Origin of the sequence: Bordetella genomosp. 5 (genome assembly GCF_002261315.1) — a bacterium.
Classification (GTDB): Bacteria; Pseudomonadota; Gammaproteobacteria; order Burkholderiales; family Burkholderiaceae_B; genus Bordetella.
Map to the genome: position 1 here is coordinate 509,294 of NZ_NEVP01000001.1, position 21,909 is coordinate 531,202.

The following is a 21,909-nucleotide window of genomic DNA, read 5'->3' on the forward strand; positions in this document are numbered from 1 at the left end:
ATCGCCTCCGGATTCTCTACTCTGCTCACTTGGCGCCCATGAACGATACCGTCATCGCCTGTCCGATCCGACGCCGCCTGAGTGCCTGGCGCAACGGCGATTGGTCCGGCGCCAGCGCGGGGCTCGATAAATGGCTGGCCATTCAACGCGATCCGCTGGCGTGGCTGGCCAGCGTGCATCAGGCCCAGCCCGATATCAGCAGCATGCGCATGGGACCGCGTCGGGTCTGGTGCGTGTTCCATCCCGAGGCGGTGCATGCGCTGATGGTCACGCATCGCAGCGACCTGCGCCGCTGGGAGCCCAGCCTGTGCATGATGCGCCAATGGAACGGCCGCAGCTTCATGATGCGCGAAGGCGCGCAGGCGCGCGAGCAACGGCAGAAGGTGCGGCCGCACATCCAGCCGCCGCCCGTCGACGACATCCTGCGCCTGGCGCAGCGCTGGTCCGACGGCATCCCGGCGGGCGCCCGGCGCGATCTCGATCTGGAAATGGCCTGCTACAGCATCACGCTGACCGGGCACGCGCTGTTCGGGCTGGACCTGAGCGAATCGGCCGAGCCGATCGCGCGCGCGGTGCGCATTCTGTCGCGCGTGGCCCTGCTCGAAACCAGCACCGGCCTGCCGCTGGGTCATTGGTTTCCGAGCAAGCTGTGCCCGCGCAAGCGTTGGGCGCTGCGTACGCTGCGCACGCAGATCGAAAGCGTGGCTGCGCGCTCGACCCGGCCGCTCACGGTGCATCGCGAGGACCTCGCCACCCTGCTGATGGCGGCGCATCAGTCCACCGGCGCCACGCTGGCCTGGACGCAATTGTTGCTCGCGCAACATCCCACGATCCGCGATGCGCTGCGCGCGGAGCTCGACGGCATCGACTGGCGCGATATCACCCGGCTGCAAGATCTGCAGCGCGCGCCCTTGCTGCGAGCCGTGATCCAGGAGTCGATGCGGCTCTACCCGCCGGCGTATGCACTCGTGCCGCGCCAGCTCTCGCGTGCGTTGCAGGTGCAAGGCCACACCTTGCATCGCGGTGACATCGTGATGGTGTCGAGCTGGATCACGCATCGCGATGCACGCTGGTTTCCCGACCCCACGCGTTTCATGCCCGAGCGCTTTCTGGGCGAGCACGATCGGCCGCAGGGCGCCTATTTTCCGTTCGGTTTGGGCGACCGCGCCTGTCCCGGTACCGGCATGGCGATGCTCGACCTCGCGGTGTCGCTGGCCTACTGGGTCACGCATTGGGATATCGAGCCGTTGCAGCCGGTTCAGCCACAGGGCTGGTTTTCGCTGCGGCCGCGCCAGGCCGAGGTGCGCTTCGTGCCACGCGCCGGCGCGTCGCTGCGCGGCATGCCCGATCGCGCGCCGATGACCGTGGCCGCCTGATTGCCGTCATCGGATCGCGCGTGTCTAATGCGGGATGCGCTCCTTCAGCGCCCTGCCGCCATGACACATCAGCCAGATACCGACCACGACGACGATTCTTCTCTGCCCGACGCGCCGCACCGGCCTTTCGTGCAAAACGCCGGCAATCGCCGTTCGCTACATTTCACCGGCCAGGAAGTGCAGAGCAGCATGTCGGTGCTCAACCCCGACGCGCTCGAGATCGAATACACGCGGATGATGATGGGCTTCGTGCTGTGGCAGCCCGAGCCCGCGCGCATGTTGATGGTGGGTCTGGGCGGCGGATCCCTGCCGAAGTTCTGTCATCGCTATCTGCCGGCATCCGATATCACGGTCGTGGAAATCGATCCCGCGGTGATCGCATTGCGCGAGGCCTTCATGGTGCCGCCGGAAAGCGAGCGCTTTCGGGTGGTGCAGGCCGACGCGGCCGACTATATGGCCACGCTCGACGGCGAGATCGACGTGCTCATGCTGGATGGTTTCGTGACCGGCGGCATCCCGCCTCAGCTCTGCTCGGAAGCGTTCTATGCCGATTGCCATCGCGCGCTGCGCGACGATGGCATCCTCGTCATCAACTTCCACGTCAATCATCGCGAGCATCACACCTACCTGGACCGGGTGCGCGCGGCCTTCGGCCCGGCGATGTTCGAGGTGGTGGACGACGACATGACCAACAGCATCGTGTTCGCCTGCAAAGGCGATCTGCTCGACGACCCCGCGGCGGCCGCGCTGGCTCGCCCCGCCTCGCTCTCCAAGGATGCGTGGCGTCAGCTCATGCCCACCATGCGCGTGATCGGCGCGACGCTCGAGCTGCGCTGAACGCCGCCGCCACGGGCAATGATCGGCAACGCAAGGAAATGCCGCGATATATGCGGTTCCGCGCGAATTTGGCCCCGATTTTCATGACGACGCGTGGGTCGGCCAAACCAGAAAGATTGGCCTAAAACGCGCCGCTCCTCGCCTGATCTGTCCGCCACCCCGATTGCTAGCATTCGGGCTCCATCGCGCGATATGCCGCTACGGGCGCGTCCGCGCTGGCCATTACATCTATCTAACAGCATCATTTTGGAGGCGGATCTCCAGGGCAGGCGGGTGCGTGGGTTGCCGCGTTGCCATACGCCTTGGCAGCATTCGGGGCAGTCATGAAGAATCTGAAGCTTGGGACCCGGCTCGCGGCCGGCTTTGCCGTTCTGTTGGCGATGATGATCGTCATGTGCGTGGTGGGCCTGTACAGCCTGGCCGACATCAATCGCGCCGTCGACAATGTGACGCATCAATCGCTGACCAAGGATCGCATGGTCAACGACTGGAGCCGATTCATCCATACGGGCGTCACCCGCACCACCGCGATCGCCAAGAGCAGCGATCCCAGCCTCGCCGGGTTCTTTACGCAGGATGCCGCCGCATCCACCGCCCAGGCCTCCAAACTGCAACAGCAGATCGAGCCGCTGATCCAGGGCGACGCCGAGAAGCAGGTATGGGCCGGCATCGGCAAGGCGCGCACCGAGTACCTCAGCTCGCGCGACCGCATCTTCAAGGCCAAGCAGGAAGGCAATGTCGAGCTGGCCGAGCGCATCTTCACGCAGGAGTATCTGTCGGCCTCGCGCCGCTTCATCGATCTGATCACGCAGCTCTCCGACATGCAGCGCGCGGACATCGACGCGCAGGCGGTCAGCATCGAGAGCTCGTATAACGTCGCCAATCTGTGGATGATCGTCCTGGGCGCCATCGCCGTCCTGAGCGGTCTGGCGCTGTCGATCCTGCTCACGCGCAGCATCACGCGGCCGCTGGCCGACGCGGTGCGCGTGGCGCGCACGGTGGCCGACAACGATCTGACGAGCCGCATCACCGCGACGTCCAAGGACGAGATCGGCGAACTGATGCACGCGCTCGAGTCGATGAACAACAACCTGGCCCACACGGTCACCCGCATTCGCGCCGGCGTCGAGAACATCGCGTCGGCGTCGGGCCAGATCGCGGCGGGCAACACCGATTTGTCGTCGCGTACGGAGCAGCAGGCCGCGTCGCTCGAAGAGACCGCCGCGTCGATGGAAGAGCTGTCCTCCACCGTCAAGCAGAATGCCGAGAGCGCGCGTCAGGCCAACCAGCTGGCGGCTGCCGCGTCGGATACCGCCTCGCGCGGCGGCTCTACGGTGTCGGAAGTGGTCAGCACCATGAGCGCGATCTCGTCGAGCTCGGTGAAGATCGCCGACATCGTGTCGGTGATCGACGGCATCGCCTTCCAGACCAACATCCTGGCGCTGAACGCCGCGGTGGAAGCCGCGCGTGCCGGCGAGCAGGGCAAGGGCTTCGCGGTCGTGGCCGCCGAGGTGCGCACGCTGGCGCAGCGCAGCGCGCAGGCCGCCAAGGAGATCAAGACGCTCATCGAAGACACGGTGCAGAAGATCGGTCAGGGCTCGGACAGCGCGGCGCGCGCCGGCGCCACGATGCAGGAGATCGTGAGTTCGGTGCAGCGCGTGACGGACATCATGGGCGAGATCGCGGCCGCGTCGGCCGAGCAGGCCGATGGCATCGAACAGGTCAACCGCGCCGTGGCGCAGATGGACGAAGTCACGCAGCAGAACGCGGCACTGGTCGAAGAGGCCGCGGCCGCCGCGGGCTCGATGCAGGACCAGGCCGCCGATCTGCGCGGCGCGGTCAGCGCGTTCAAGCTGCAGGCAGGACAGGGCCAGGCGCAGGATGCGCGCGCCGCCGCCCCGCGCCTGAGTGGCGCGCCGCTGCAGCTCGCAGCCTACTGAGCGCCGGCCGGCCCACCGCGCATGCCGGGCCCAGGCCCCGCGTGCGCGTGACGCGGCCCGGCTCGCGACGAATCCCGCAAGAAAACTGCCCGCACGCCGTAAGGCGATGCGGGCAGTTTTCATGGGCGGGCGGGCGCGTCAGACGGGCAGGTCGAGTCGCTCGGGCCGCACGAAGGCGATGCGGTTCTCGCTGGACTGGCCGAATACCAGGGCGTCCTGTTCGTAAGAACTCTCGCCGAACAGCGAGGCCTCGTCGATCTTGGCGAGGCCGGTGGCCAGGCCCTTGAAGTCGAACAGGTTGGCGTCGACCAGATGCGAGGGCACCACATCGGTCAGGGCGCGGAAGACGTTCGCGACGCGGCCCGGGGTCTCGCGCTCCCAGGTTTGCAGCATTTCCTTCACGCGCACGCGCTGCAGGTTCTCCTGCGAGCCGCACAGGTTGCACGGGATGATCGGAAACTCCATCGCCTGCGCATACTTGGCGATGTCGCGCTCGCTGCAATACGCGAGCGGGCGGATCACCACGTGGGCGCCGTCGTTGGTGGCGAGCTTGGGCGGCATGGCCTTCATCTTGCCGCCGAAGAACAGGTTCAGGAAGAAGGTCTCGACGATGTCGTCGCGGTGATGACCCAGCGCGATCTTGTTGCAGCCGAGCTCTTTGGCGGTGCGATAGATCACGCCGCGGCGCAGGCGCGAGCACAGCGAACAGGTCGTCTTGCCCTCGGGCACCTTCTCTTTGACGATCGAGTAGGTGTCGGCCTCGACGATGCGGTACGGCACGCCGGTTGACGCGAGGTAGCGCGGCAGCACGTCTTCGGGAAACCCGGGCTGCTTCTGGTCGAGGTTCATCGCGACCAGCTCGAACTTGACGGGCGCGCGGCGCTGCAGCGCCATCAGCACCTGCAGCATGGTGTAGGAATCCTTGCCGCCGCTCATGCAGACCAGGATCTTGTCGCCGTCTTCGATCATGTTGAAATCGACGATGGCCTTGCCCGCTTCGGATTGGAGCCGATTCTCGAGCCGGTGGAAGTTGTTGGAGTCCTTCATGACCACGCAAAAATGCAGGAAAAACAGCATTTTAGCGCGGGCGCGCGGCGCCGGCCCGTGCCCTTGCCGGCGTTGCGGGCCGTGGGGCGCGATGCGCCCGGGCCCGCGTTCGGCCGTTCAGCTGGCGTTGAGCACGCGCACCGGCTGCCCGGCGGCGAAGCCGCGCACCGCCTCCAGCGCGTTGCGATAGAACGCCTGGAAGTTTTCCTGGCTGACGTAGCCCAGGTGCGGAGTCAGGATCACGTTGTCGAGATTGCGCACGGAGTCGGTGGGCGGGAGCGGCTCGACCTCGTAGACGTCCAGGCCGGCGCCGGCGATCCGCCCCTTGGCCAGCGTGTCCATCAGGGCGTCCTGGTCGACCAGGCCCGCGCGCGAGGTGTTCACGAGGAACGCGGTGGGCTTCATGGCGGCCAGTGCGGCCGCGTCGACCACGTTGCGGCTGCGCTCGCTCAGGATGAGATGCAGGCTGACCACGTCGGCGGTGGAGAACAGCGCGTGCTTGTCGACCCGGGTGACGCCGGCCTCGGCGGCGCGTTCGTCGGTGAGGTTGGGGCTCCAGGCCACGACCTCCATGCCGAACGCGCGGCCCACCTGCGCCACGGCCTGGCCCAGCTTGCCCAGGCCGACCAGGCCCAGCCGCTTGCCCGCCAGCGGGATCGGCATGCCGGTCTGCCACATGCCACGGCGCATGGCGTCGTCTTCCTGGGGCAGGTGCTTGAACAGCGCGAGGATGTGCGCCCAGGCGAGCTCTGCCGTCGCCGTGTTGGCGTCGGCGCTGCCGGGCGCGCCGCTCACCACGATGCCGCGCGCCGACGCCGCGTTCATGTCGATCGCGTTGTTGCGCATGCCGGTCGTGACGAGCAGGCGCAGACGCGGCAGGGCGGCGATCAGCTCGGCCGGGAACGGAGTGCGCTCCCGCATGGCCACGATCACATCGAAGGGCGCGAGCGCGTCGGCCCGCGCCTGGCCTTCGGGCAAGGCGTCATTGAACACGGTGACGCGGGCGTCGGGGCCGAGGCTGGCCCAGTCGGCGAAACGCTGCGCCACGTCGTGATAGTCATCGAGAATCGCGATATCCATTGCCAGTCTCCAGGTATTGTTTTCGAGCGGTTGGTGTCCGGCGGGTGAGCGCGCCCACCCGTGCAAAGCAATCGGCCCGCTGGGAGGCGGGCCGGAGAATCATTTGAGGCGTTCCTGCAGTTGCTCGATCGGCAATGCGCCGCTCGCGCGGCTGCCGTCGGCGAAGAAAAGGGTCGGGGTGCCCCGCACCATCAACTGCTTGCCGAGCGAGACCATCTGCTCGACCGGCGCGTCGCATTGCACCGAGGCCGGGCGCTTGCCGCGCAGCATCCAGTCGTCCCAGGTCTTGGCGGGATCGCTGGCGCACCAGACATCGCGCACCTTGGTGGTCGAGTCCGGCGACAGGATCGGGTACAGGAAGGTGTAGATCGTGACGTCGTCCACGTCTTCGAGCGTGTGGCGCAGCTGCTTGCAGTAGCCGCAGTTGGGGTCTTCGAAGATTGCGACCTTGCGCGTGCCCTTGCCGCGCACCTGCTTGAGCGCGAGGTCGAGCGGCAGCTGGTCGAACGACACCTGGCCGAGCTGTTCCTGGCGCTCCTGGGTGACATCGCGGCGGCTCGCGGCGTCGATCAGCGGACCTTCCATGACCCAGTTCACGCCCTCGTCGGTGTAAATGAGGTCCATGCCCAGCTGCACCTCGAAGAGGCCGTAGGGAGTGCGACGCACGGCGGTCACGTCGAAATTCGTGAAGCGCTCCTTGAAGCGCGACTTGACCGCATCGGCCACGGGATCCGGAGGCGTCACCGAGGCGGTGTTGTAGACCTTCTCGCCCGGCTTGGCGGGCTGGCCCATCTGGGTGGTGCCGGTGACCTTGTCGCCCGCGGCGGGGGCGGGCGGGTTGGCGGTGGAATAGACCTTGTCGGCGGCCTGTGCCCCGGCGGCGCCGCAGGCAAGCGCGGCGGCCAGGATCAGCGATACGCGAATATTCATGTGAACTCCTGTGGGATCGGGCGCGGCACCGGACCGCCTTGAGCCTGTCCTTGAGACCGCGCCCTGACCGGATTAGTTGCGCGAGGCGCCTTCGATGAGCTGGCGCTTCACGAAAGGCACGGCCTCGACCCAATGCATGCCCGCGTTGCGCAGCCACACCAGCGGCGCGGCGCGCGAGCCGAACAGCCGATGCAGGCCGTCGGTGGCCAGGCGCATGGCGAGCACGGGCTCGGCGCGGGCGCGCTGGTAGCGGCGCAGCACGCGCAGATCGCCGGCTTCGCGGTACGCCTCGCGCGCGGCCACGGTTTCGGCCAGGGCCTGGACATCGCCCAGGCCGAGGTTGAGCCCCTGGCCGGCGAGCGGATGCAGCCGGTGCGCGGCGTCGCCCGCCAGCGCGATGCCGGGCGCGACCATCTGCGCGCGTTCCAGCGTGAGCGGAAATCCATGCAGCTTGCTGCGCACGCGCAGCGCGCCCAGCCGGCCATGCGTGGCGTCCGCCAGGCGGCGTTCGAGTTCGGCGGTCTGGGCTTCGGGCGCAAGCGCCATCAGCGCGCGGGCGGGTTCTTCGCGCATCGACCAGACCATCGACACCTGGGCGCCGGCGCTCGTGTCGGGCAGCGGCAGCAGCGCCAGCACGCCGTCGTCGCGGAACCACTGGATCGCGGTGCTCTGGTGCGCGCGTTCGGCATCCAGATGCACGACCAGACCGATGTCGTGGTACGAGGTGGCCTCGTGCTTCATGCCGGCGGCCTCGCGCAGCGGCGACGCCGCGCCATCGGCGCCGACGAACAGCTCGGCTTGTAGCGTGCGGCCGCCGTCGGTCTGCACTTCGCCCGGACGCCAGCCCGTGCAGCGCTCGTCGATCCACGGAATGCCGAACATCTGCACGGCCTGGATCAGCACGCGTTCGATTTCGCCGGCCTCGACGATCCAGGCGAGCTGCGGTTGCGCCGCCTGCCAGGCGTTGAGGTCGACGCGGCCGTCGCCGTCGCCGTGGATTTCCATGGCCGTGACCGGCATCAGCCGTGCCTGCGGCATCGCGTCCCAGATGCCGAGCTCGGCCAGGAAACGCTGGCTCGCGGGCGAGATCGCGTAGACCCGCGGGTGGTAGTGGTCGGCCGCGGCGGGCGCGATCTGGTTGCGCGGCGACAGCACGGCCACGCGCTGGCCGCGTCGCGCCAGCGCCAGGGCGGTCGACAGGCCGACGATGCCGGCCCCGCAGATCAGGATCTGGTGTTTCATCGTGCGCTCGGTTCGCCAGCCTGCTTGGGCCACAGCAGCCACATCTGGCCGCGCTGCTTCATGCGCCCGGCCTGCTGCCCGGCTTCGTCGCCGAAGCCCCAGTAGAAGTCGGCGCGGGCGGCGCCCTTGATCGCGGTGCCGGTGTCCTGAGCGAACACCAGGCGCTGCAGCGGGCGCTCGGAAGCGGGATAGGTGGTGGACAGGAACACCGGCGTGCCCAGCGGCACGAAGGTCGGATCGACGGCGATCGAGCGGCCGGTGGCCAGCGGAATCGCGTAGGCGCCCTTGGGACCCTGCTCGGGATCGGTCACGGCTTCTTCGCGGAAGAACACCACGGCCGGATTGGCGTTGAGCATTTCCTGCGTGCGGCCCGGATTGCGCTGGGCCCAGGCCCGGATGTTCTGCATGGACGCCTGATCGGCCCGCAGCTCGCCCCGGTCGATCAGCCAGCGGCCGATGGACACATAGGGCTGACCGTTGTGGTCGGCGTAGGCGACGCGGATGGTCTTGCCGGCGTCGGGCCCTTCGGTGAGCTGCACGCGGCCTGAGCCCTGCACCTGCAGGAAGAAGTTATCGACGGGATCATCGACCCAGACCAGCACGGGCGGCTTGCGGTCGGACGCCTCGATGGCGGCGCGGGTGTCGTAGGGCACGACGCGGTGGCCATCGAGCTTGCCGCGGACACGCTTGCCGGCCAGGTCGGGGTAGACCGAGCCCAGGTCGATCGTGAGCAGGTCGGCGGGCACGGCATACAGCGGCCACTGGTGCTTGCCACCGGACTCGCGCGAGCCGCGTACGAGCGGCTCGTAGTAGCCCGTGACGGTGTTGGTGGCGGGGCGGCCGTCGGTGCCGAGCACACGCCAGGGCTGCAACCAGGTCTGGATGAAACGGCGTACCGCGGCGGCGTCGCCCGCGGCGGGCGCGCGGGCCGGATCGGCGGCCGCCGCGCAGACGGGCTGCCAGGCGCGCGGGGTGGCGCGCGCGGGCGCCGCGAGGTTGCCGCTGGTGGGCCGCATCAGGCCTTTGCAATTGCGCAGCACCAGAGGCCACAGGCGCGACAGGTCGTCGCCGTCCCAGCCGGGCAGTTCGCTGTAGTTGGCGCGCTGATAGCGGCCGGCCAGCGCGCGCGCCGGGGTGTCGGGCAGGGCCGAGACCGAGGGCACGACCAGCGGGCCATCGGTCGGCACGGGCGTGACGGTGCCGGGACGCTCGTCGGGCGGGATGCTGGAGGGGGTGGTACACGCCGCCAGCAAGACCGACAGCACAGACAGACTAAGGAGGCGCTTCATGGGCGGAACATCGGGTTGCGGCCGGCGCGGGGTGCGCCAGCGGGGTCAATGCAGGGTGCGGGGCATGGCGAGCACGAACTCCTCGATCGGCACTTCGAACGGAATGCCGTTCTCGCCCACGCAGTGATAGGTGCCGCGCATGGTGCCGACCGGGGTCGGCAGCGGACAGCCGCTGGTGTATTCGAAGGTCTCGCCCGCCGCCAGCAGCGGCTGCTGGCCCACCACGCCGAGACCACGGACTTCCTGCACCTGCTGGTTGCCGTCGGTGATGATCCAGTGACGGCTGATCACCTGGGCCGGATTCGAGCCGGTGTTGGTGATGCGCACGGTGTAGGCGAATACGTATTGCTGCTGACTGGGATCGGACTGCTCCGGCACGAATCGAGGGGTCACGGATACGGTCAGATCGTAAGGTTTCACAGGCCTTTCCCAGTGTGGCGTATGAGGGATGAATGCAGGGGATCGCGCAGTGCGAATGCGGCCGGCCGGGGGCGAAGAAGTAACGGCGCTCCCGGGCCTGGGCGGCAAGCTGCAATAATTGCACATTATGCCCCCGGAAATCCCGATCACCATGTCCACGCCGGCCACCTCCACCCGCATCGCTCCCAGCATTCTATCCGCCGACTTCGCCCGCCTGGGCGAAGAGGTCCGCAACGTCGTCGCCGCGGGCGCCGACTGGATTCACTTCGACGTGATGGACAACCATTACGTTCCCAATCTCACCATCGGTCCGATGGTCTGTGCGGCGATCCGTCCCCATGTCGAGGTGCCGATCGACGTGCACCTGATGGTCGAGCCGGTGGACGACATCGTGCCCATGTTCGCCAAGGCCGGCGCCAACATGATCACGTTCCACCCGGAGGCCAGCCGCCACCCGGATCGCACCCTGCAACTGGTTCGCGACCACGGCTGCAAGGCCGGTCTGGTGTTCAACCCGGCCACGCCGCTGAGCTACATGGACTACGTGATGGACCGCCTGGACCTGGTGCTGCTGATGTCGGTCAACCCCGGCTTCGGCGGCCAGTCGTTCATTCCGTCCACGCTCACCAAGCTGCGCGAGGCTCGCGCCCGCATCGACGCCTGGACCCGTGCCGGTGGCCAGCCCATCCTGCTCGAAGTCGACGGCGGCGTGAAAACCGACAACATCGCCGAGATCCGCCAGGCCGGTGCCGACACCTTCGTGGCCGGCTCGGCCATTTTCGGCAAGCCCGACTACAAGGCCGTGATCGACCAGATGCGCGCCGAGATCGCCCGCGCCGAATCCCTTTCCGCCTGACCCATACCGCAAGGAATACGCTGTGTCCGCCACGCCCCTGCTCGCCGTCCTGCTCGACCTCGACGGCACGCTGCTCGACTCCATTCCCGATCTCGCCCACGCGGCCAACGCCATGCGTGTGGAGCTTGGCATGGTGCCGCTGCGCGAAGACGTCATCGCCACGTTCGTGGGCAAGGGCGTGGACAACCTCGTGCGCCGCACGCTGGCCGGCAGCCTCGAGGCCGAAGCGCCCGAAGATGCGCGCTATGCCGAGGGACGCGCCTCGTTCCATCGTCACTACCACCTCGTCAACGGCGACAAGGCCCGGGTCTATGACGGCGTGATCGAAGGCCTGAAGGCCATGCGCGCCCAGGGCCTGAAGCTCGCCGTGGTCACCAACAAGCCCACCGAATTCACGCTGCCGTTGCTGCAACGCACGGGCCTGGCCGGCTTCTTCGACACCGTGGTCTGCGGCGATACCTGCGCCGCCAAGAAGCCCGATCCCGATCAGGTGCTGCACGCCTGCGCCACGCTGGGCGTGACCCCGGTTGAGGCCATCACGATCGGCGATTCGATCAACGACGCGCTGGCCGCCCGCCGCGCTGGCACGGTGGTGCTCGCGGTGCCCTACGGCTACAACGAAGGGATGGACGTGCGCTCGCTGGATGTGGATGGTATAGTTGACACGCTGCTTGACGCCGCCCACTGGATTTCCGCCCGCAACGCCACACTGGCCGCGGCCGAATAATCCAGAAAGCCGAGCCAGGTAGCCAAGCAGTAACCCCGGACGGCGACGCCAGGCACGAAGCCCCGGCGTCTCCTTACTCAGCCAGACACCCGAATCAATGAACGCTCGCCCCTCGAACCAAATGCGCAACGCCTCGTGGCGTTGGTGGCGTTTGTCTTCCGGGTGGCGATGATTCCCTTCCCGGCCCTGACGCGCACACCGCGCCAGCGCCGTAAGCTGTAAAGCCAGCAAAGCCAAGCCCGGAACCGTAACAGGACCGGGCTTTTTCACATGCGTGCCCGGTCTGTCGCAACCCTCACCGCCCCAGACCGACATGACCGAAATCGAATTCAAGGCGCTTGCCGCCCAAGGCTTTAACCGGATCCCGCTGGTCGCCGAGACCTACGCCGACCTGGACACCCCGCTGGCCATCTATCTCAAGCTGGCCCACAGCGGCCCTCAGGGCGGACGCATGAGCTGCCTGATGGAGTCGGTGGTGGGGGGCGAGCGCTTCGGGCGCTATTCCTTCATCGGCCTGCCGGCCCGCACCGTGATCCAGGCGCGCGGCACGCACACCGAGGTGCTGACCGACGGCAAGGTGGTCGAGACCCACGACGGCGACCCGCTGTCCTTTATCGAGTCGTACCAGGCGCGCTTCAAGGTGGCGCTGCGTCCGGGCATGCCGCGCTTCTGCGGCGGCCTGGCCGGCTATTTCGGCTATGACACCGTGCGCCACATCGAGACGCGCCTGGGCCCGGCGGTCAAGCCGTTCCCGGCCGGCATGGACGAAGGCACCCCCGACATCATGCTGCTGCATGTCGACGAGCTCGTGATCGTCGATAACCTCGCCGGCCGCATCTATCTCATGGTCTATGCCGATCCGGCCCAGCCCGAGGCCTACAGCCGCGCCCAGCAGCGCCTGCTGGACCTGCGCGCCCGGCTGCGCCGCGCGGTCGAGATCCCGTATAGCCACGCCAGCATGCAGACCGAAGAGCGTCGCGATTTCGCCAAGGCCGATTACCTCGCGGCCGTGCACCGCGCCAAGGAATACATCGCCGCGGGCGACCTGATGCAGGTGCAGGTGGGCCAGGTCATCGCCAAGCCGTTCCGCGATTCGCCGCTGTCGCTGTACCGCGCGCTGCGCTCGCTCAACCCCTCGCCCTACATGTACTTCTGGAACTTCGGCGACTTCCAGGTCGTGGGCGCCTCGCCCGAGATCCTGGTGCGCCAGGAGCAGGTCGTCGAGAACGACGTGCCGAAGTCGCAGATCACCATCCGCCCGCTGGCCGGCACGCGCAAGCGTGGCGCCACCCCCGAAGAAGACCAGGCCCTGGCGGCCGAGCTGCGCGCCGATCCGAAGGAGATCGCCGAGCACGTCATGCTCATCGATCTGGCGCGCAACGACGTCGGCCGCGTCGCGGAAACCGGCTCGGTGCGCGTGAGCGACACGATGGCGATCGAGCGCTATTCCCACGTGATGCACCTCGTGTCCAACGTGACCGGCAATCTCAACCCGGGCATGAGCAGCATGGACGTGCTGCGCGCCGCGTTCCCGGCCGGCACGCTGACCGGCGCGCCCAAGGTGCGCGCGATGGAGATCATCGACGAGCTCGAGCCCGTGCGCCGCGGCATCTACGGCGGCGCGGCCGGTTATCTGAGCTATGGCGGCGAGATGGACGTGGCCATCGCCATCCGCACCGGCGTCATCAAGAACGGCACGCTCTACGTGCAGGCGGCCGCCGGCATCGTGGCCGATTCCAATCCCGAAGCCGAATGGGCCGAGACCGAAGCCAAGGCGCGCGCCGTGTTGCGCGCGGCCGAGCAGGTCCAGCACGGCCTGGATGAGCCCATCTGAGCCCCGAGCCTCTTCAGGGCCCGCGGCCCGCACCGAAACAAGCGAGACAGACATGCTGCTGATGATCGACAACTACGATTCCTTCACCTACAACCTGGTGCAATACTTCGGCGAGCTGGGCGAAGACGTGCGCGTGGCGCGCAACGACCAGATCACCCTCGAAGAGATTGCCGCGCTCAAGCCCGACCGCATCTGCGTGTCGCCGGGGCCGTGCTCGCCGGCCGAGGCCGGCATCTCGGTGCCCGTGATCCGCGAGTTCGCCGGCAAGCTGCCGATCCTGGGCGTGTGCCTGGGGCACCAGGCGATCGGCGCGGCCTACGGCGGCGACATCGTCCGCGCGCAGCAGATCATGCACGGCAAGACCGTGCGCATCTCGCACACCGGCACCGACATCTTCACCGGCCTGCCCACCCCCTACACGGTGATCCGCTACAACTCGCTCACCATCGATCCCGCCACCCTGCCCGACGAGCTGCGCGTGACCGCCACCGCGCCCGACGGCGACATCATGGGCGTGGCCCACAAGACGCTGCCGCTGTACGGAGTACAGTTCCATCCGGAGTCGGTGCTGAGCGAGCACGGCCACGCGATGCTGCGCAACTTCCTCAATCTCTGACCCATCCAGGAGCCCCCACGTGACGATCACTCCCACCGAAGCGCTCGTGCGCTGCATCGAACACCGCGAAATCTTCCACGACGAGATGCTGCATCTCATGCGCATGCTGATGCGCGGCGAGATGTCGCCGCAGATCGCCAGCGCGCTGCTGATGGGCCTGCGCGTGAAAAAGGAAACCGTCGGCGAGATCACCGCGGCCGCGCAGGTGATGCGCGAGTTCGCCACCCCCGTGGTCACGCCCAACCCCGAAGACCTGCTCGACATGTGCGGCACGGGCGGCGATGGCAGCAGCACGTTCAACATCTCGACCACCGCCATGTTCGTGGCCGCGGCCGCGGGCGTGCCGATCGCCAAGCACGGCAATCGCAGCGCGTCCTCGTCGTCGGGCAGCGCCGACGTGCTCGAGGCCCTGGGCGCCAATCTGCAACTCGGCCCCGAGGAAGTCTCCGAGTGCATCGCGGCCACCGGCATCGGCTTCATGTTCGCCCCGGCGCATCATGGCGCGATGAAGAACATCGCGGCCGTGCGCAAGGAGCTGGCCGTGCGAACCATTTTCAATATCCTCGGTCCATTGACCAACCCCGCCGGCGCCGCCAACCAGCTCATGGGCGTGTTCCACGCCGACCTGGTGGGCATCCAGGTGCGCGTGTTGCAGCGCCTGGGCTCGCGCCACGTGCTCGTGGTGCATGGCAAAGACGGCATGGACGAGGCCTCGCTCGGCGCGTCCACGCTGGTGGGTGAGCTCAAGGACGGCGTCGTGCGGGAATATGAGATTCATCCCGAGGACTACGGGCTATCCATGATGTCCAATCGGAGTATCAAGGTGTCCAATCGCGATCAGTCGCGCGAACTTGTCATCGAAGCGCTGGACAATGTCGAAGGCGCCGCGCGGGACATCGTTGCCCTGAACGCGGGTCTGGCCATTTATGCCGGCAACAAGGCCGAGTCCATCCCCGCGGCGCTTACACTGGCGTTCGAGCTCTTGTCCAACGGCGCGGCCCGCGCGAAGCTGGAAGAGTTCTGCGCTTACACCCGGAAATTCCAAAAATGAACGATATCCTCGCGAAGATCCTGGCCGTAAAGGCCGAGGAAGTCGCCACCGCACGTCAATTGCGCAGCGAAGCCGAACTGCTGCGCGAGGCGCAGGCCAGGCAGGACGTGCGCGGCTTTGCCCAGGCGATCGAAGACAAGATCGCCGCGGGCAAGCCGGGCGTGATCGCCGAGATCAAGAAGGCATCGCCCTCCAAGGGCGTGCTGCGCGAGAACTTCGATCCGTCCGCCATCGCGTCCACCTACGCGGCGCATGGCGCAGCCTGCCTGTCCGTGCTCACCGATGTGCAGTTCTTCCAGGGCTCGCACGACAACCTGCGCCGCGCACGCGCCGCGTGCTCGCTGCCGGTGCTGCGCAAGGACTTCATCGTCGATCCGTATCAGATCATCTCGGCCCGTGCGATGGGCGCCGATTGCGTGCTGCTGATCGTGGCCGCGCTGTCGCCCACGCAGTTGCGCGAGTACGAGCAGGTGGCGTTCGACCTCGGCCTGGATGTGCTGGTCGAGGTGCACGATGCCGCCGAGCTCGAGGTGGCGCTCACGCTCAACACGCCGCTGCTGGGCATCAACAATCGCAACCTGCGCACGTTCGAGACCAGCCTGCAAAATACGCTGGACCTGCTGCCCCGCATCCCGGACGGCAAGCGCGTGGTCACGGAGAGCGGCATTCTCAAGCCCGAAGACGTCAAGCTCATGCGCGACCACAAGGTCGACGCCTTCCTGGTGGGCGAGGCCTTCATGCGTGCCCCCGATCCGGGCGTCGAGCTGGCGCGCATCATGATGCAGTGAGCGCCGCGCCATCGCATCGCCACGGGCTGCTCGGCAGCCCGTTTTTCATGGTGCGGCGGGATCAGTGGGCGCCGCGGCGCGCCTGCAGACGGCGGTACAGCGTGCTGCGGTGCAGGCCCAGCCGGCGCGCGGCCTGGCCGACGTTGCCCTCGCATTGGCGCAGCACGGCGTCGATGCGATCGTCCTGCAGGGCGGCGAGCGTGTCGGGCGCGGCGCGGGCGGGCGTGCCCAGATCGGCCGGCAGCATGTCGGCACGCGCCACGCCACCCTCTTCCGCCAGCACCGCCAGCGTGCGCAGCACCGAGACGAGCTGACGGACGTTGCCCGGCCAGTCGTGCGCGGCCAGCCGCGCCGCGAGATCGTCGGGCAGGCTGAACTCGGGAGCCAGCGTGCGCCAGAGCTGGCGTACCAGCCTCGTGCGATCGGCGCGTTCGCGCAGCGGCGCCAGCGTGACCGTGTACTCGGCAATGCGAAAGTACAGATCCGGTCGCAGTACGGGTTCGGCGTCGTGGTCGGCAAGCCGGCGATGCGTGGCGCAGACGAGCGCCACGTCGAGCGGCACCGCGTGGGCGCCGCCCAGCGGCACGACTTCGCGGGTCTGCAGCACGCGCAGCAGACGCGCCTGTAGCCCCAGCGGCATATCGCCGATCTCGTCGAGAAACAGCACACCGCCTTCGGCCTGGCGCAGCAGCCCCTTGCTGCCGTGGCGCCTGGCGCCCGTGAACGCGCCGTCTTCGTAGCCGAACAGCTCGGCCTCGATCAGGCTCTCGGGCAAGGCCGCGCAATTCACCGCCACGAAGGGCCGGTCCGCGCGCAGGCTGCGCGCGTGCATGGCGCGCGCGAACATCTCCTTGCCGGTGCCGGTCTCGCCTTGCAGCAACACGGCGACGCCGGCGTTCTGCATGCGCACCGCACGCGCGAGCGCGGCACGGCTTTGTTCGTCGAAGCAGGCCGCGGGCTCGCGCCGGGCGGGCAGGAACGGGGCGGGCGCGCGCCGCTGCGGCGCCTGCCGGGCGAGGTGCGGGACCAGTGCCCGGGCGGTGCTCTCGACGGGCCGCCCCGCATCGAGCGCACCCTCCGGCGCGCTCGACCACGCGGCGAGATCGGACGCTTGCCCGGTGGCCGCGGCGCGCAGGGGGGCGCGCACGCGGGCCTGCCAGCATTCTCCCGACACCGTGCGGCGCAGCGTGTCCGGGGTCTCGGGGCTGCCTTCGAACAGATCGCCGTAGCGCAGCACGCCGACGGCGGCCGGGTCGAGCATGAAGGCGGCACGCGCGTGGCGATTGGCGCCCGTCAGCAGGTCGCCGTCGAAGGCCAGGACGGCCTCGGCGGGCGTGCCCAGCTGGCTGCGATCCGCATGCAGGCCCAGCAGGGTGCAGTGCGCATAGTCGTGTTCGAAGAGCGTGTGCTCCGCGAGGTCTACTGCCTGCCGCACGCGGGCCAGGGCGTGGGGCACGGCGCCCGCCGGCCCGGACAGGTCGAGCACGCCGAGCAGACGGCCGCGCGCATCGGTGACCGGCACCGCGGAACACGTGAGGATGTGATTGGCGTCGAAGAAGTGCTCGCCGCCGTGCACGGCGATGGCGCGGTTCTCGGCCAGCGCGGTGCCGATGGCGTTGGTGCCGGCCATCGATTCGTCCCAGCGCGCGCCAGCCATCAGCGCCACGCGCGCGGCGCGTGACGCGAAGGCGGGGTCGCCGCGCGTGTCGAGCACCAGGCCCTGCGCATCGGTGAGGATCACGAGCCCGTCGCGTCCGGGCGCGCTCGCGGCCAGCATGTCCAGCACGGGGCGGCACATGCGCCGCAGCGCATCGCTGCGCTCCTGGGCGGCGCGCAGTTCGGGCGACGTGAGGGGTTCCTGGGGGCGCAGGCGGCGCATGTCGTGACCCAGCTCGGCGCAGCGGCGCCACGAGCGCAGGATGGGTTCGGCCACGATGCCGCCAGGCACCGCGCCCTGTTCGGCGAACAGCAGGCGGGCGGTGGCGAGTCCGGAAGGCGCGTGGCGGTCCATGGCATGTCTCCGAGGACCTGCGCGAGCGCGCGGCCCATGCTGGGGTTGCGGCGTTCTGCGACGCCGGCGGAATCGGTACTGCGAGCGCTGTCGCGTCGCGGGCGTGTCGCGCGACGTTGTCGCGATCTGCGACAACGCGCTGCGGCGGCCGGTGCCCGGCAGCGACGGCCTCACTTTCGCATGCACGGCCCGGCCCTGTAAAGACGCGGTCCGGCGTCGCGATCGGGGCCGGATCGAGGCCCTTCAGGCGATCTGGCATGGGCTTTGCTTGAACCCTGTCAGGCGCGGCGCAATGCGGCGCCGCACACAATAATGGAGACAAGGCTATGGACATCGCGACCCGACTCGCGCCGGATACTTACGGCACGCCCCTGGACATCAAATCGCAGTACGGCAATTTCATCGGCGGTAAGTGGGTGGAGCCGGCCACGGGCGAATTCTTCGACAACCTGACGCCGGTGACGGGCGCGGTGCTCTCGCGCCATGCCCGCTCCGGCGAGCGCGACATCGAGATGGCGCTGGACGCCGCGCACAAGGCCGCGCCCGCCTGGGGCGCAACGCCGCCCGCCGAGCGTGCCCGCGTGCTGCTGCGCATCGCCGACCTGATCGAAGCCAACCTCGAGCAGCTCGCCACCGCCGAGACCTGGGACAACGGCAAGCCCATCCGCGAGGCCCGTGCGGCCGACATTCCGCTCGCGGTCGATCACTTTCGCTACTTCGCGTCGGCGATCCGTGGCCAGGAGGGATCGCTCTCGGAGATCGATGCCGACACGGTCGCCTATCACTTTCGCGAGCCGCTGGGTGTCGTGGGCCAGATCATCCCGTGGAACTTCCCCATCCTGATGGCGGCGTGGAAGCTCGCGCCCGCCCTGGCCGCGGGCAACTGCGTGGTGCTCAAGCCCGCCGAACAGACGCCGCTGGGCATTCTGATGCTGGCCGAGCTGATTGCCGAGGTGGTGCCGCCGGGCGTGCTCAACATCGTGACGGGCTTCGGGCTCGAGGCCGGCAAGCCGCTCGCATCGAACAAGCGCATCGCCAAGATCGCGTTCACCGGCGAGACCACCACCGGCCGGCTCATCATGCAGTACGCCTCGCAGAACATCATTCCGGTGACGCTGGAGCTGGGTGGCAAGTCGCCCAATATCTTCTTCGAGGACGTCGGCGCGCACGACGACGACTTCTTCGACAAGGCCATCGAGGGCTTCGTGATGTTCGCGCTCAATCAGGGCGAGGTCTGCACCTGCCCGAGCCGCGCGTTGATCCATGAATCGCTCTACGACCGCTTCATGGAGCGCGCGTTGGCGCGGGTGGCGCAGATCAAGCAGGGCAATCCGCTGGACGCCGACACCATGATCGGCGCGCAGGCCTCGAGCGAACAGCTCGAGAAGATCCTGTCGTACCTCGACATCGGCCGCCAGGAAGGCGCCGAGGTGCTGGCCGGCGGCGCCCGCGCCACCTTCGACGGCGCGCTGGGCCAAGGCTATTACGTTCAGCCCACGGTGTTCAAGGGCAACAACCGCATGCGCGTGTTCCAGGAGGAAATCTTCGGGCCGGTGGTGGCCGTGACGACCTTCAAGGACGCCGACGAGGCGCTGTCGCTCGCCAACGACACGCTGTACGGCCTGGGCGCGGGCGTGTGGTCGCGCGACGTCAACACCTGCTATCGCATGGGCCGGGCCATCAAGGCCGGCCGCGTCTGGACCAACTGCTATCACGCCTACCCCGCGCATGCGGCCTTCGGCGGCTACAAGCAGTCCGGCATCGGGCGCGAGAATCACAAGATGATGCTCGACCATTACCAGCAGACCAAGAACATGCTGGTGAGCTACAGCCCGAAGAAGTTGGGCTTCTTCTGACGAAGCCGTGGCGCGGCCCGTCGTGGCCGCGCCACCGCCGCAGATCGCTGCGCGCGCAACGATCTGCGGCGCCCTGACGGAAGGAGATGTCGGATGACTACACCGAGAGTGCTCGTCACGCCCGCGGGGCAGGCCCTGATCGCCACCCTGCGCGCCAAGCACGGGCCGCTGATGTTCCATCAATCGGGCGGCTGCTGCGATGGCAGCGCGCCCATGTGCTACCCACAGGGCGAGTTCATGGTCGGCGGCGCCGACGTGCTGCTCGGCGAGATCGATGGCTGCCCGTTCTACATGAGCGCCGCGCAGTTCGAGTACTGGGAGCACACGCAGCTTCTGATCGACGCTGTGCCCGGCCGCGGCGGCGCGTTCTCGCTCGACAGCGCGGAGGGCCAGCGCTTTCTGGTGCGCTCGCGGCTCTACTCGGACGAAGAATGGGCCGACGTGGCGCCCGTCACGCGCGGCTAGTGGCGCGTGGCCAGCGGCGCGCGGCCAGTGGCGCGCGGCCAGCGGTGCGCTGCGAGCCGCGCATGCACGAAGGTGGTGCGCGCCGCACCGCGTTTTGCACCATCCCCCCTACGCGATTCCCTGGATAGGCGGACGCGCCCTTTCGCGCCAATATGTGCGGACACCGGCGCGCGGCGCCGGTCTTCGTTCATCGTCCCGGGAGTGATCATGAGTGTTGCCCTTACCGAAGCCCAGACCGACCTGCGCGTGGATGGCGCGCGGCTGTGGCAGTCGTTGATGGACCTGGCCCGCATCGGTGCCACCGACAAGGGCGGCGTCTGCCGCCTCGCGCTGACCGAGCTCGACCGGCAGGGCCGCGAGCTGTTCTGTGCCTGGGCCCGCGATGCCGGCTGCGAACTGCGGGTGGACGCCATCGGCAACATCTTCGCCCGTCGTGCGGGGCGCGACGACAGCCTGCCGGCCATCATGACCGGCAGCCACATCGACACCCAGCCCACGGGGGGCAAGTTCGACGGTAACTACGGCGTGCTCGCGGGCCTGGAGGTGCTGCGCACGCTCAACGACGCCGGCGTGCGCACCGAAGCCCCGATCGAGCTGGTGGTCTGGACCAACGAAGAAGGATCGCGCTTCGTGCCTGTGATGATGGGCTCCGGGGTCTATGCCGGCGCGTTCACGCTCGAGCATGCATTGTCCCAGGTCGACCGCGAAGGCGTCAGCGTGCGCGATGCGCTGTCGGCCATCGGCTTTGCGGGCGACACCGCCGTGCCGCCCGCGCGGCGCGATGGCGTTGCCGCGTATTTCGAGGCCCACATCGAACAGGGCCCGGTGCTCGAGAACGCCGACACGGTCATCGGCGTGGTCACCGCCGCGCTGGGCCAGCGCTGGTACGACGTGGTGCTCACCGGCGTCGAGGCGCATGCGGGTCCGACGCCCATGCCGCTGCGCCGCGACGCGCTGCTGGCGGCGTCCGACGTGGTGCGCGCGGTCAACGACATCGCCCTGGCCCATGCGCCCAACGCGCGCGGCACGGTCGGCTGGATGGATGTGTTTCCCAACTCCCGCAACGTGATCCCGGGCCGCGTGCGCCTCACCGTGGACCTGCGGGCGGCGGACGACGCCACGCTCACTGCGATGGACGCCGCGCTGCGCGCGGCCGTCGCCGAGGCGGCCCGTCGCGGCGGGGTGTCGGCCGAGATCGAGCAGGTGGTCTATTTCGCGCCGCAGCCCTTTGCAGCGCCGTTGGTCGATGCCGTGCGCGAGGGCGCGCAGGCTTTCGGTCTGTCGGCCATGGACGTGGTCAGCGGCGCGGGACACGACGCCGTATACATGGCGCGCGTGGCGCCCGCGGCGATGATCTTCGTGCCCTGCAAAGACGGCATCAGCCATAACGAGATCGAAGACGCGCAACCCGCGCATCTCGAGGCCGGCTGCAATGTGCTGCTGCACGCCATGCTGGCACGGGCGGGCGTGGCCGACTGAAGCCCGGGCGGCCGGCGCCCGTTGGCGTGGCATCGCTCCGTCTTCCCGTCGCGCACCACCATGAG

19 protein-coding genes are annotated in these 21,909 nt (G+C 68.5%); 12 read left to right on the forward strand and 7 right to left on the reverse strand.

Going from position 1 to position 21,909, the window contains the following annotated elements:
• The first annotated feature begins 38 nt into the window (after window positions 1-38).
• The 3 genes from CAL25_RS02355 (at window position 39) to CAL25_RS02365 (ending at window position 4,153) form a co-directional block, all read left to right on the forward strand.
• Complete coding sequence (locus tag CAL25_RS02355; RefSeq protein WP_094798326.1) at window positions 39-1,376, forward strand: cytochrome P450; 1,338 nt, start codon at window positions 39-41, stop codon at window positions 1,374-1,376.
• 60 nt (window positions 1,377-1,436) lie between these two features.
• On the forward strand, window positions 1,437-2,213 hold the full coding sequence (locus CAL25_RS02360) for a fused MFS/spermidine synthase (RefSeq protein ID WP_094798327.1): 777 nt from the start codon (window positions 1,437-1,439) through the stop codon (window positions 2,211-2,213).
• Between the two features lie 323 nt (window positions 2,214-2,536).
• Window positions 2,537-4,153: a methyl-accepting chemotaxis protein gene (locus CAL25_RS02365; protein WP_094798328.1), complete on the forward strand. Its 1,617-nt coding sequence runs from the start codon at window positions 2,537-2,539 to the stop codon at window positions 4,151-4,153.
• A gap of 138 nt (window positions 4,154-4,291) precedes the next feature.
• Here the strand turns inward: CAL25_RS02365 and ttcA are convergent, their stop codons facing one another.
• From ttcA to apaG, 6 genes are all read right to left on the reverse strand, one after another.
• On the reverse strand, window positions 4,292-5,200 hold the full coding sequence (gene ttcA, locus CAL25_RS02370; RefSeq protein ID WP_094798718.1) for a tRNA 2-thiocytidine(32) synthetase TtcA: 909 nt from the start codon (window positions 5,198-5,200) through the stop codon (window positions 4,292-4,294).
• A 117-nt stretch (window positions 5,201-5,317) separates the two neighbouring features.
• Complete coding sequence (locus CAL25_RS02375) at window positions 5,318-6,280, reverse strand: D-2-hydroxyacid dehydrogenase family protein (RefSeq protein ID WP_094798329.1); 963 nt, start codon at window positions 6,278-6,280, stop codon at window positions 5,318-5,320.
• Between the two features lie 99 nt (window positions 6,281-6,379).
• The gene (locus tag CAL25_RS02380; protein WP_094798330.1) at window positions 6,380-7,210 is read right to left on the reverse strand and encodes a DsbC family protein; all 831 of its coding nucleotides are present in this window, start codon (window positions 7,208-7,210) and stop codon (window positions 6,380-6,382) included.
• A 72-nt stretch (window positions 7,211-7,282) separates the two neighbouring features.
• A complete protein-coding gene (locus CAL25_RS02385; RefSeq protein ID WP_094798331.1) occupies window positions 7,283-8,452 on the reverse strand; it encodes a UbiH/UbiF family hydroxylase in 1,170 nt (389 codons plus the stop codon).
• A complete protein-coding gene (gene mltA / locus CAL25_RS02390) occupies window positions 8,449-9,741 on the reverse strand; it encodes a murein transglycosylase A (protein ID WP_094798332.1) in 1,293 nt (430 codons plus the stop codon). Before mltA ends, CAL25_RS02385 begins: the two co-directional genes overlap by 4 nt.
• Before the next feature lie 45 nt (window positions 9,742-9,786).
• Window positions 9,787-10,161, reverse strand: a complete 375-nt coding sequence (gene apaG / locus CAL25_RS02395; protein ID WP_094798333.1) for a Co2+/Mg2+ efflux protein ApaG — start codon at window positions 10,159-10,161, stop codon at window positions 9,787-9,789.
• 127 nt (window positions 10,162-10,288) lie between these two features.
• On the opposite strand from apaG, the gene rpe reads away from it, so the two are divergent.
• The 6 genes from rpe to trpC all read left to right on the forward strand — a co-directional run bounded on the left by rpe (window position 10,289) and on the right by trpC (window position 16,033).
• A complete protein-coding gene (gene rpe / locus CAL25_RS02400) occupies window positions 10,289-11,017 on the forward strand; it encodes a ribulose-phosphate 3-epimerase (protein WP_432759215.1) in 729 nt (242 codons plus the stop codon).
• Between the two features lie 22 nt (window positions 11,018-11,039).
• Complete coding sequence (locus tag CAL25_RS02405; protein ID WP_249278920.1) at window positions 11,040-11,744, forward strand: phosphoglycolate phosphatase; 705 nt, start codon at window positions 11,040-11,042, stop codon at window positions 11,742-11,744.
• Between the two features lie 313 nt (window positions 11,745-12,057).
• Window positions 12,058-13,578 carry an anthranilate synthase component I gene (trpE, locus tag CAL25_RS02410; RefSeq protein ID WP_094798335.1) on the forward strand — a complete coding sequence of 507 codons (1,521 nt, stop codon included), beginning with the start codon at window positions 12,058-12,060 and terminating at the stop codon, window positions 13,576-13,578.
• A 52-nt stretch (window positions 13,579-13,630) separates the two neighbouring features.
• Window positions 13,631-14,194, forward strand: a complete 564-nt coding sequence (locus CAL25_RS02415) for an anthranilate synthase component II (protein ID WP_094798336.1) — start codon at window positions 13,631-13,633, stop codon at window positions 14,192-14,194.
• Window positions 14,195-14,213: 19 nt separating this feature from the next.
• Window positions 14,214-15,245: an anthranilate phosphoribosyltransferase gene (gene trpD, locus CAL25_RS02420; RefSeq protein WP_094798337.1), complete on the forward strand. Its 1,032-nt coding sequence runs from the start codon at window positions 14,214-14,216 to the stop codon at window positions 15,243-15,245.
• A complete protein-coding gene (trpC, locus tag CAL25_RS02425; protein WP_094798338.1) occupies window positions 15,242-16,033 on the forward strand; it encodes an indole-3-glycerol phosphate synthase TrpC in 792 nt (263 codons plus the stop codon). The genes trpD and trpC overlap by 4 nt, the downstream gene beginning before the upstream one ends.
• Window positions 16,034-16,094: 61 nt before the next feature.
• Here trpC and CAL25_RS02430 read toward each other — a convergent pair whose 3' ends face one another.
• Window positions 16,095-18,044, reverse strand: a complete 1,950-nt coding sequence (locus CAL25_RS02430; protein WP_094798339.1) for a sigma-54-dependent Fis family transcriptional regulator — start codon at window positions 18,042-18,044, stop codon at window positions 16,095-16,097.
• Window positions 18,045-18,370: 326 nt separating this feature from the next.
• Between CAL25_RS02430 and adh the strand changes: the two genes are divergently transcribed.
• The 3 genes from adh to CAL25_RS02445 all read left to right on the forward strand — a co-directional run bounded on the left by adh (window position 18,371) and on the right by CAL25_RS02445 (window position 21,844).
• Entirely contained in the window at window positions 18,371-19,900 is a 1,530-nt protein-coding gene (adh, locus tag CAL25_RS02435) for an aldehyde dehydrogenase (protein WP_094798340.1), read from the forward strand.
• 93 nt (window positions 19,901-19,993) lie between these two features.
• On the forward strand, window positions 19,994-20,365 hold the full coding sequence (locus CAL25_RS02440) for a DUF779 domain-containing protein (protein WP_094798341.1): 372 nt from the start codon (window positions 19,994-19,996) through the stop codon (window positions 20,363-20,365).
• Window positions 20,366-20,572: 207 nt separating this feature from the next.
• Window positions 20,573-21,844 carry a Zn-dependent hydrolase gene (locus CAL25_RS02445; protein WP_094798342.1) on the forward strand — a complete coding sequence of 424 codons (1,272 nt, stop codon included), beginning with the start codon at window positions 20,573-20,575 and terminating at the stop codon, window positions 21,842-21,844.
• Window positions 21,845-21,909: the final 65 nt, after the last annotated feature.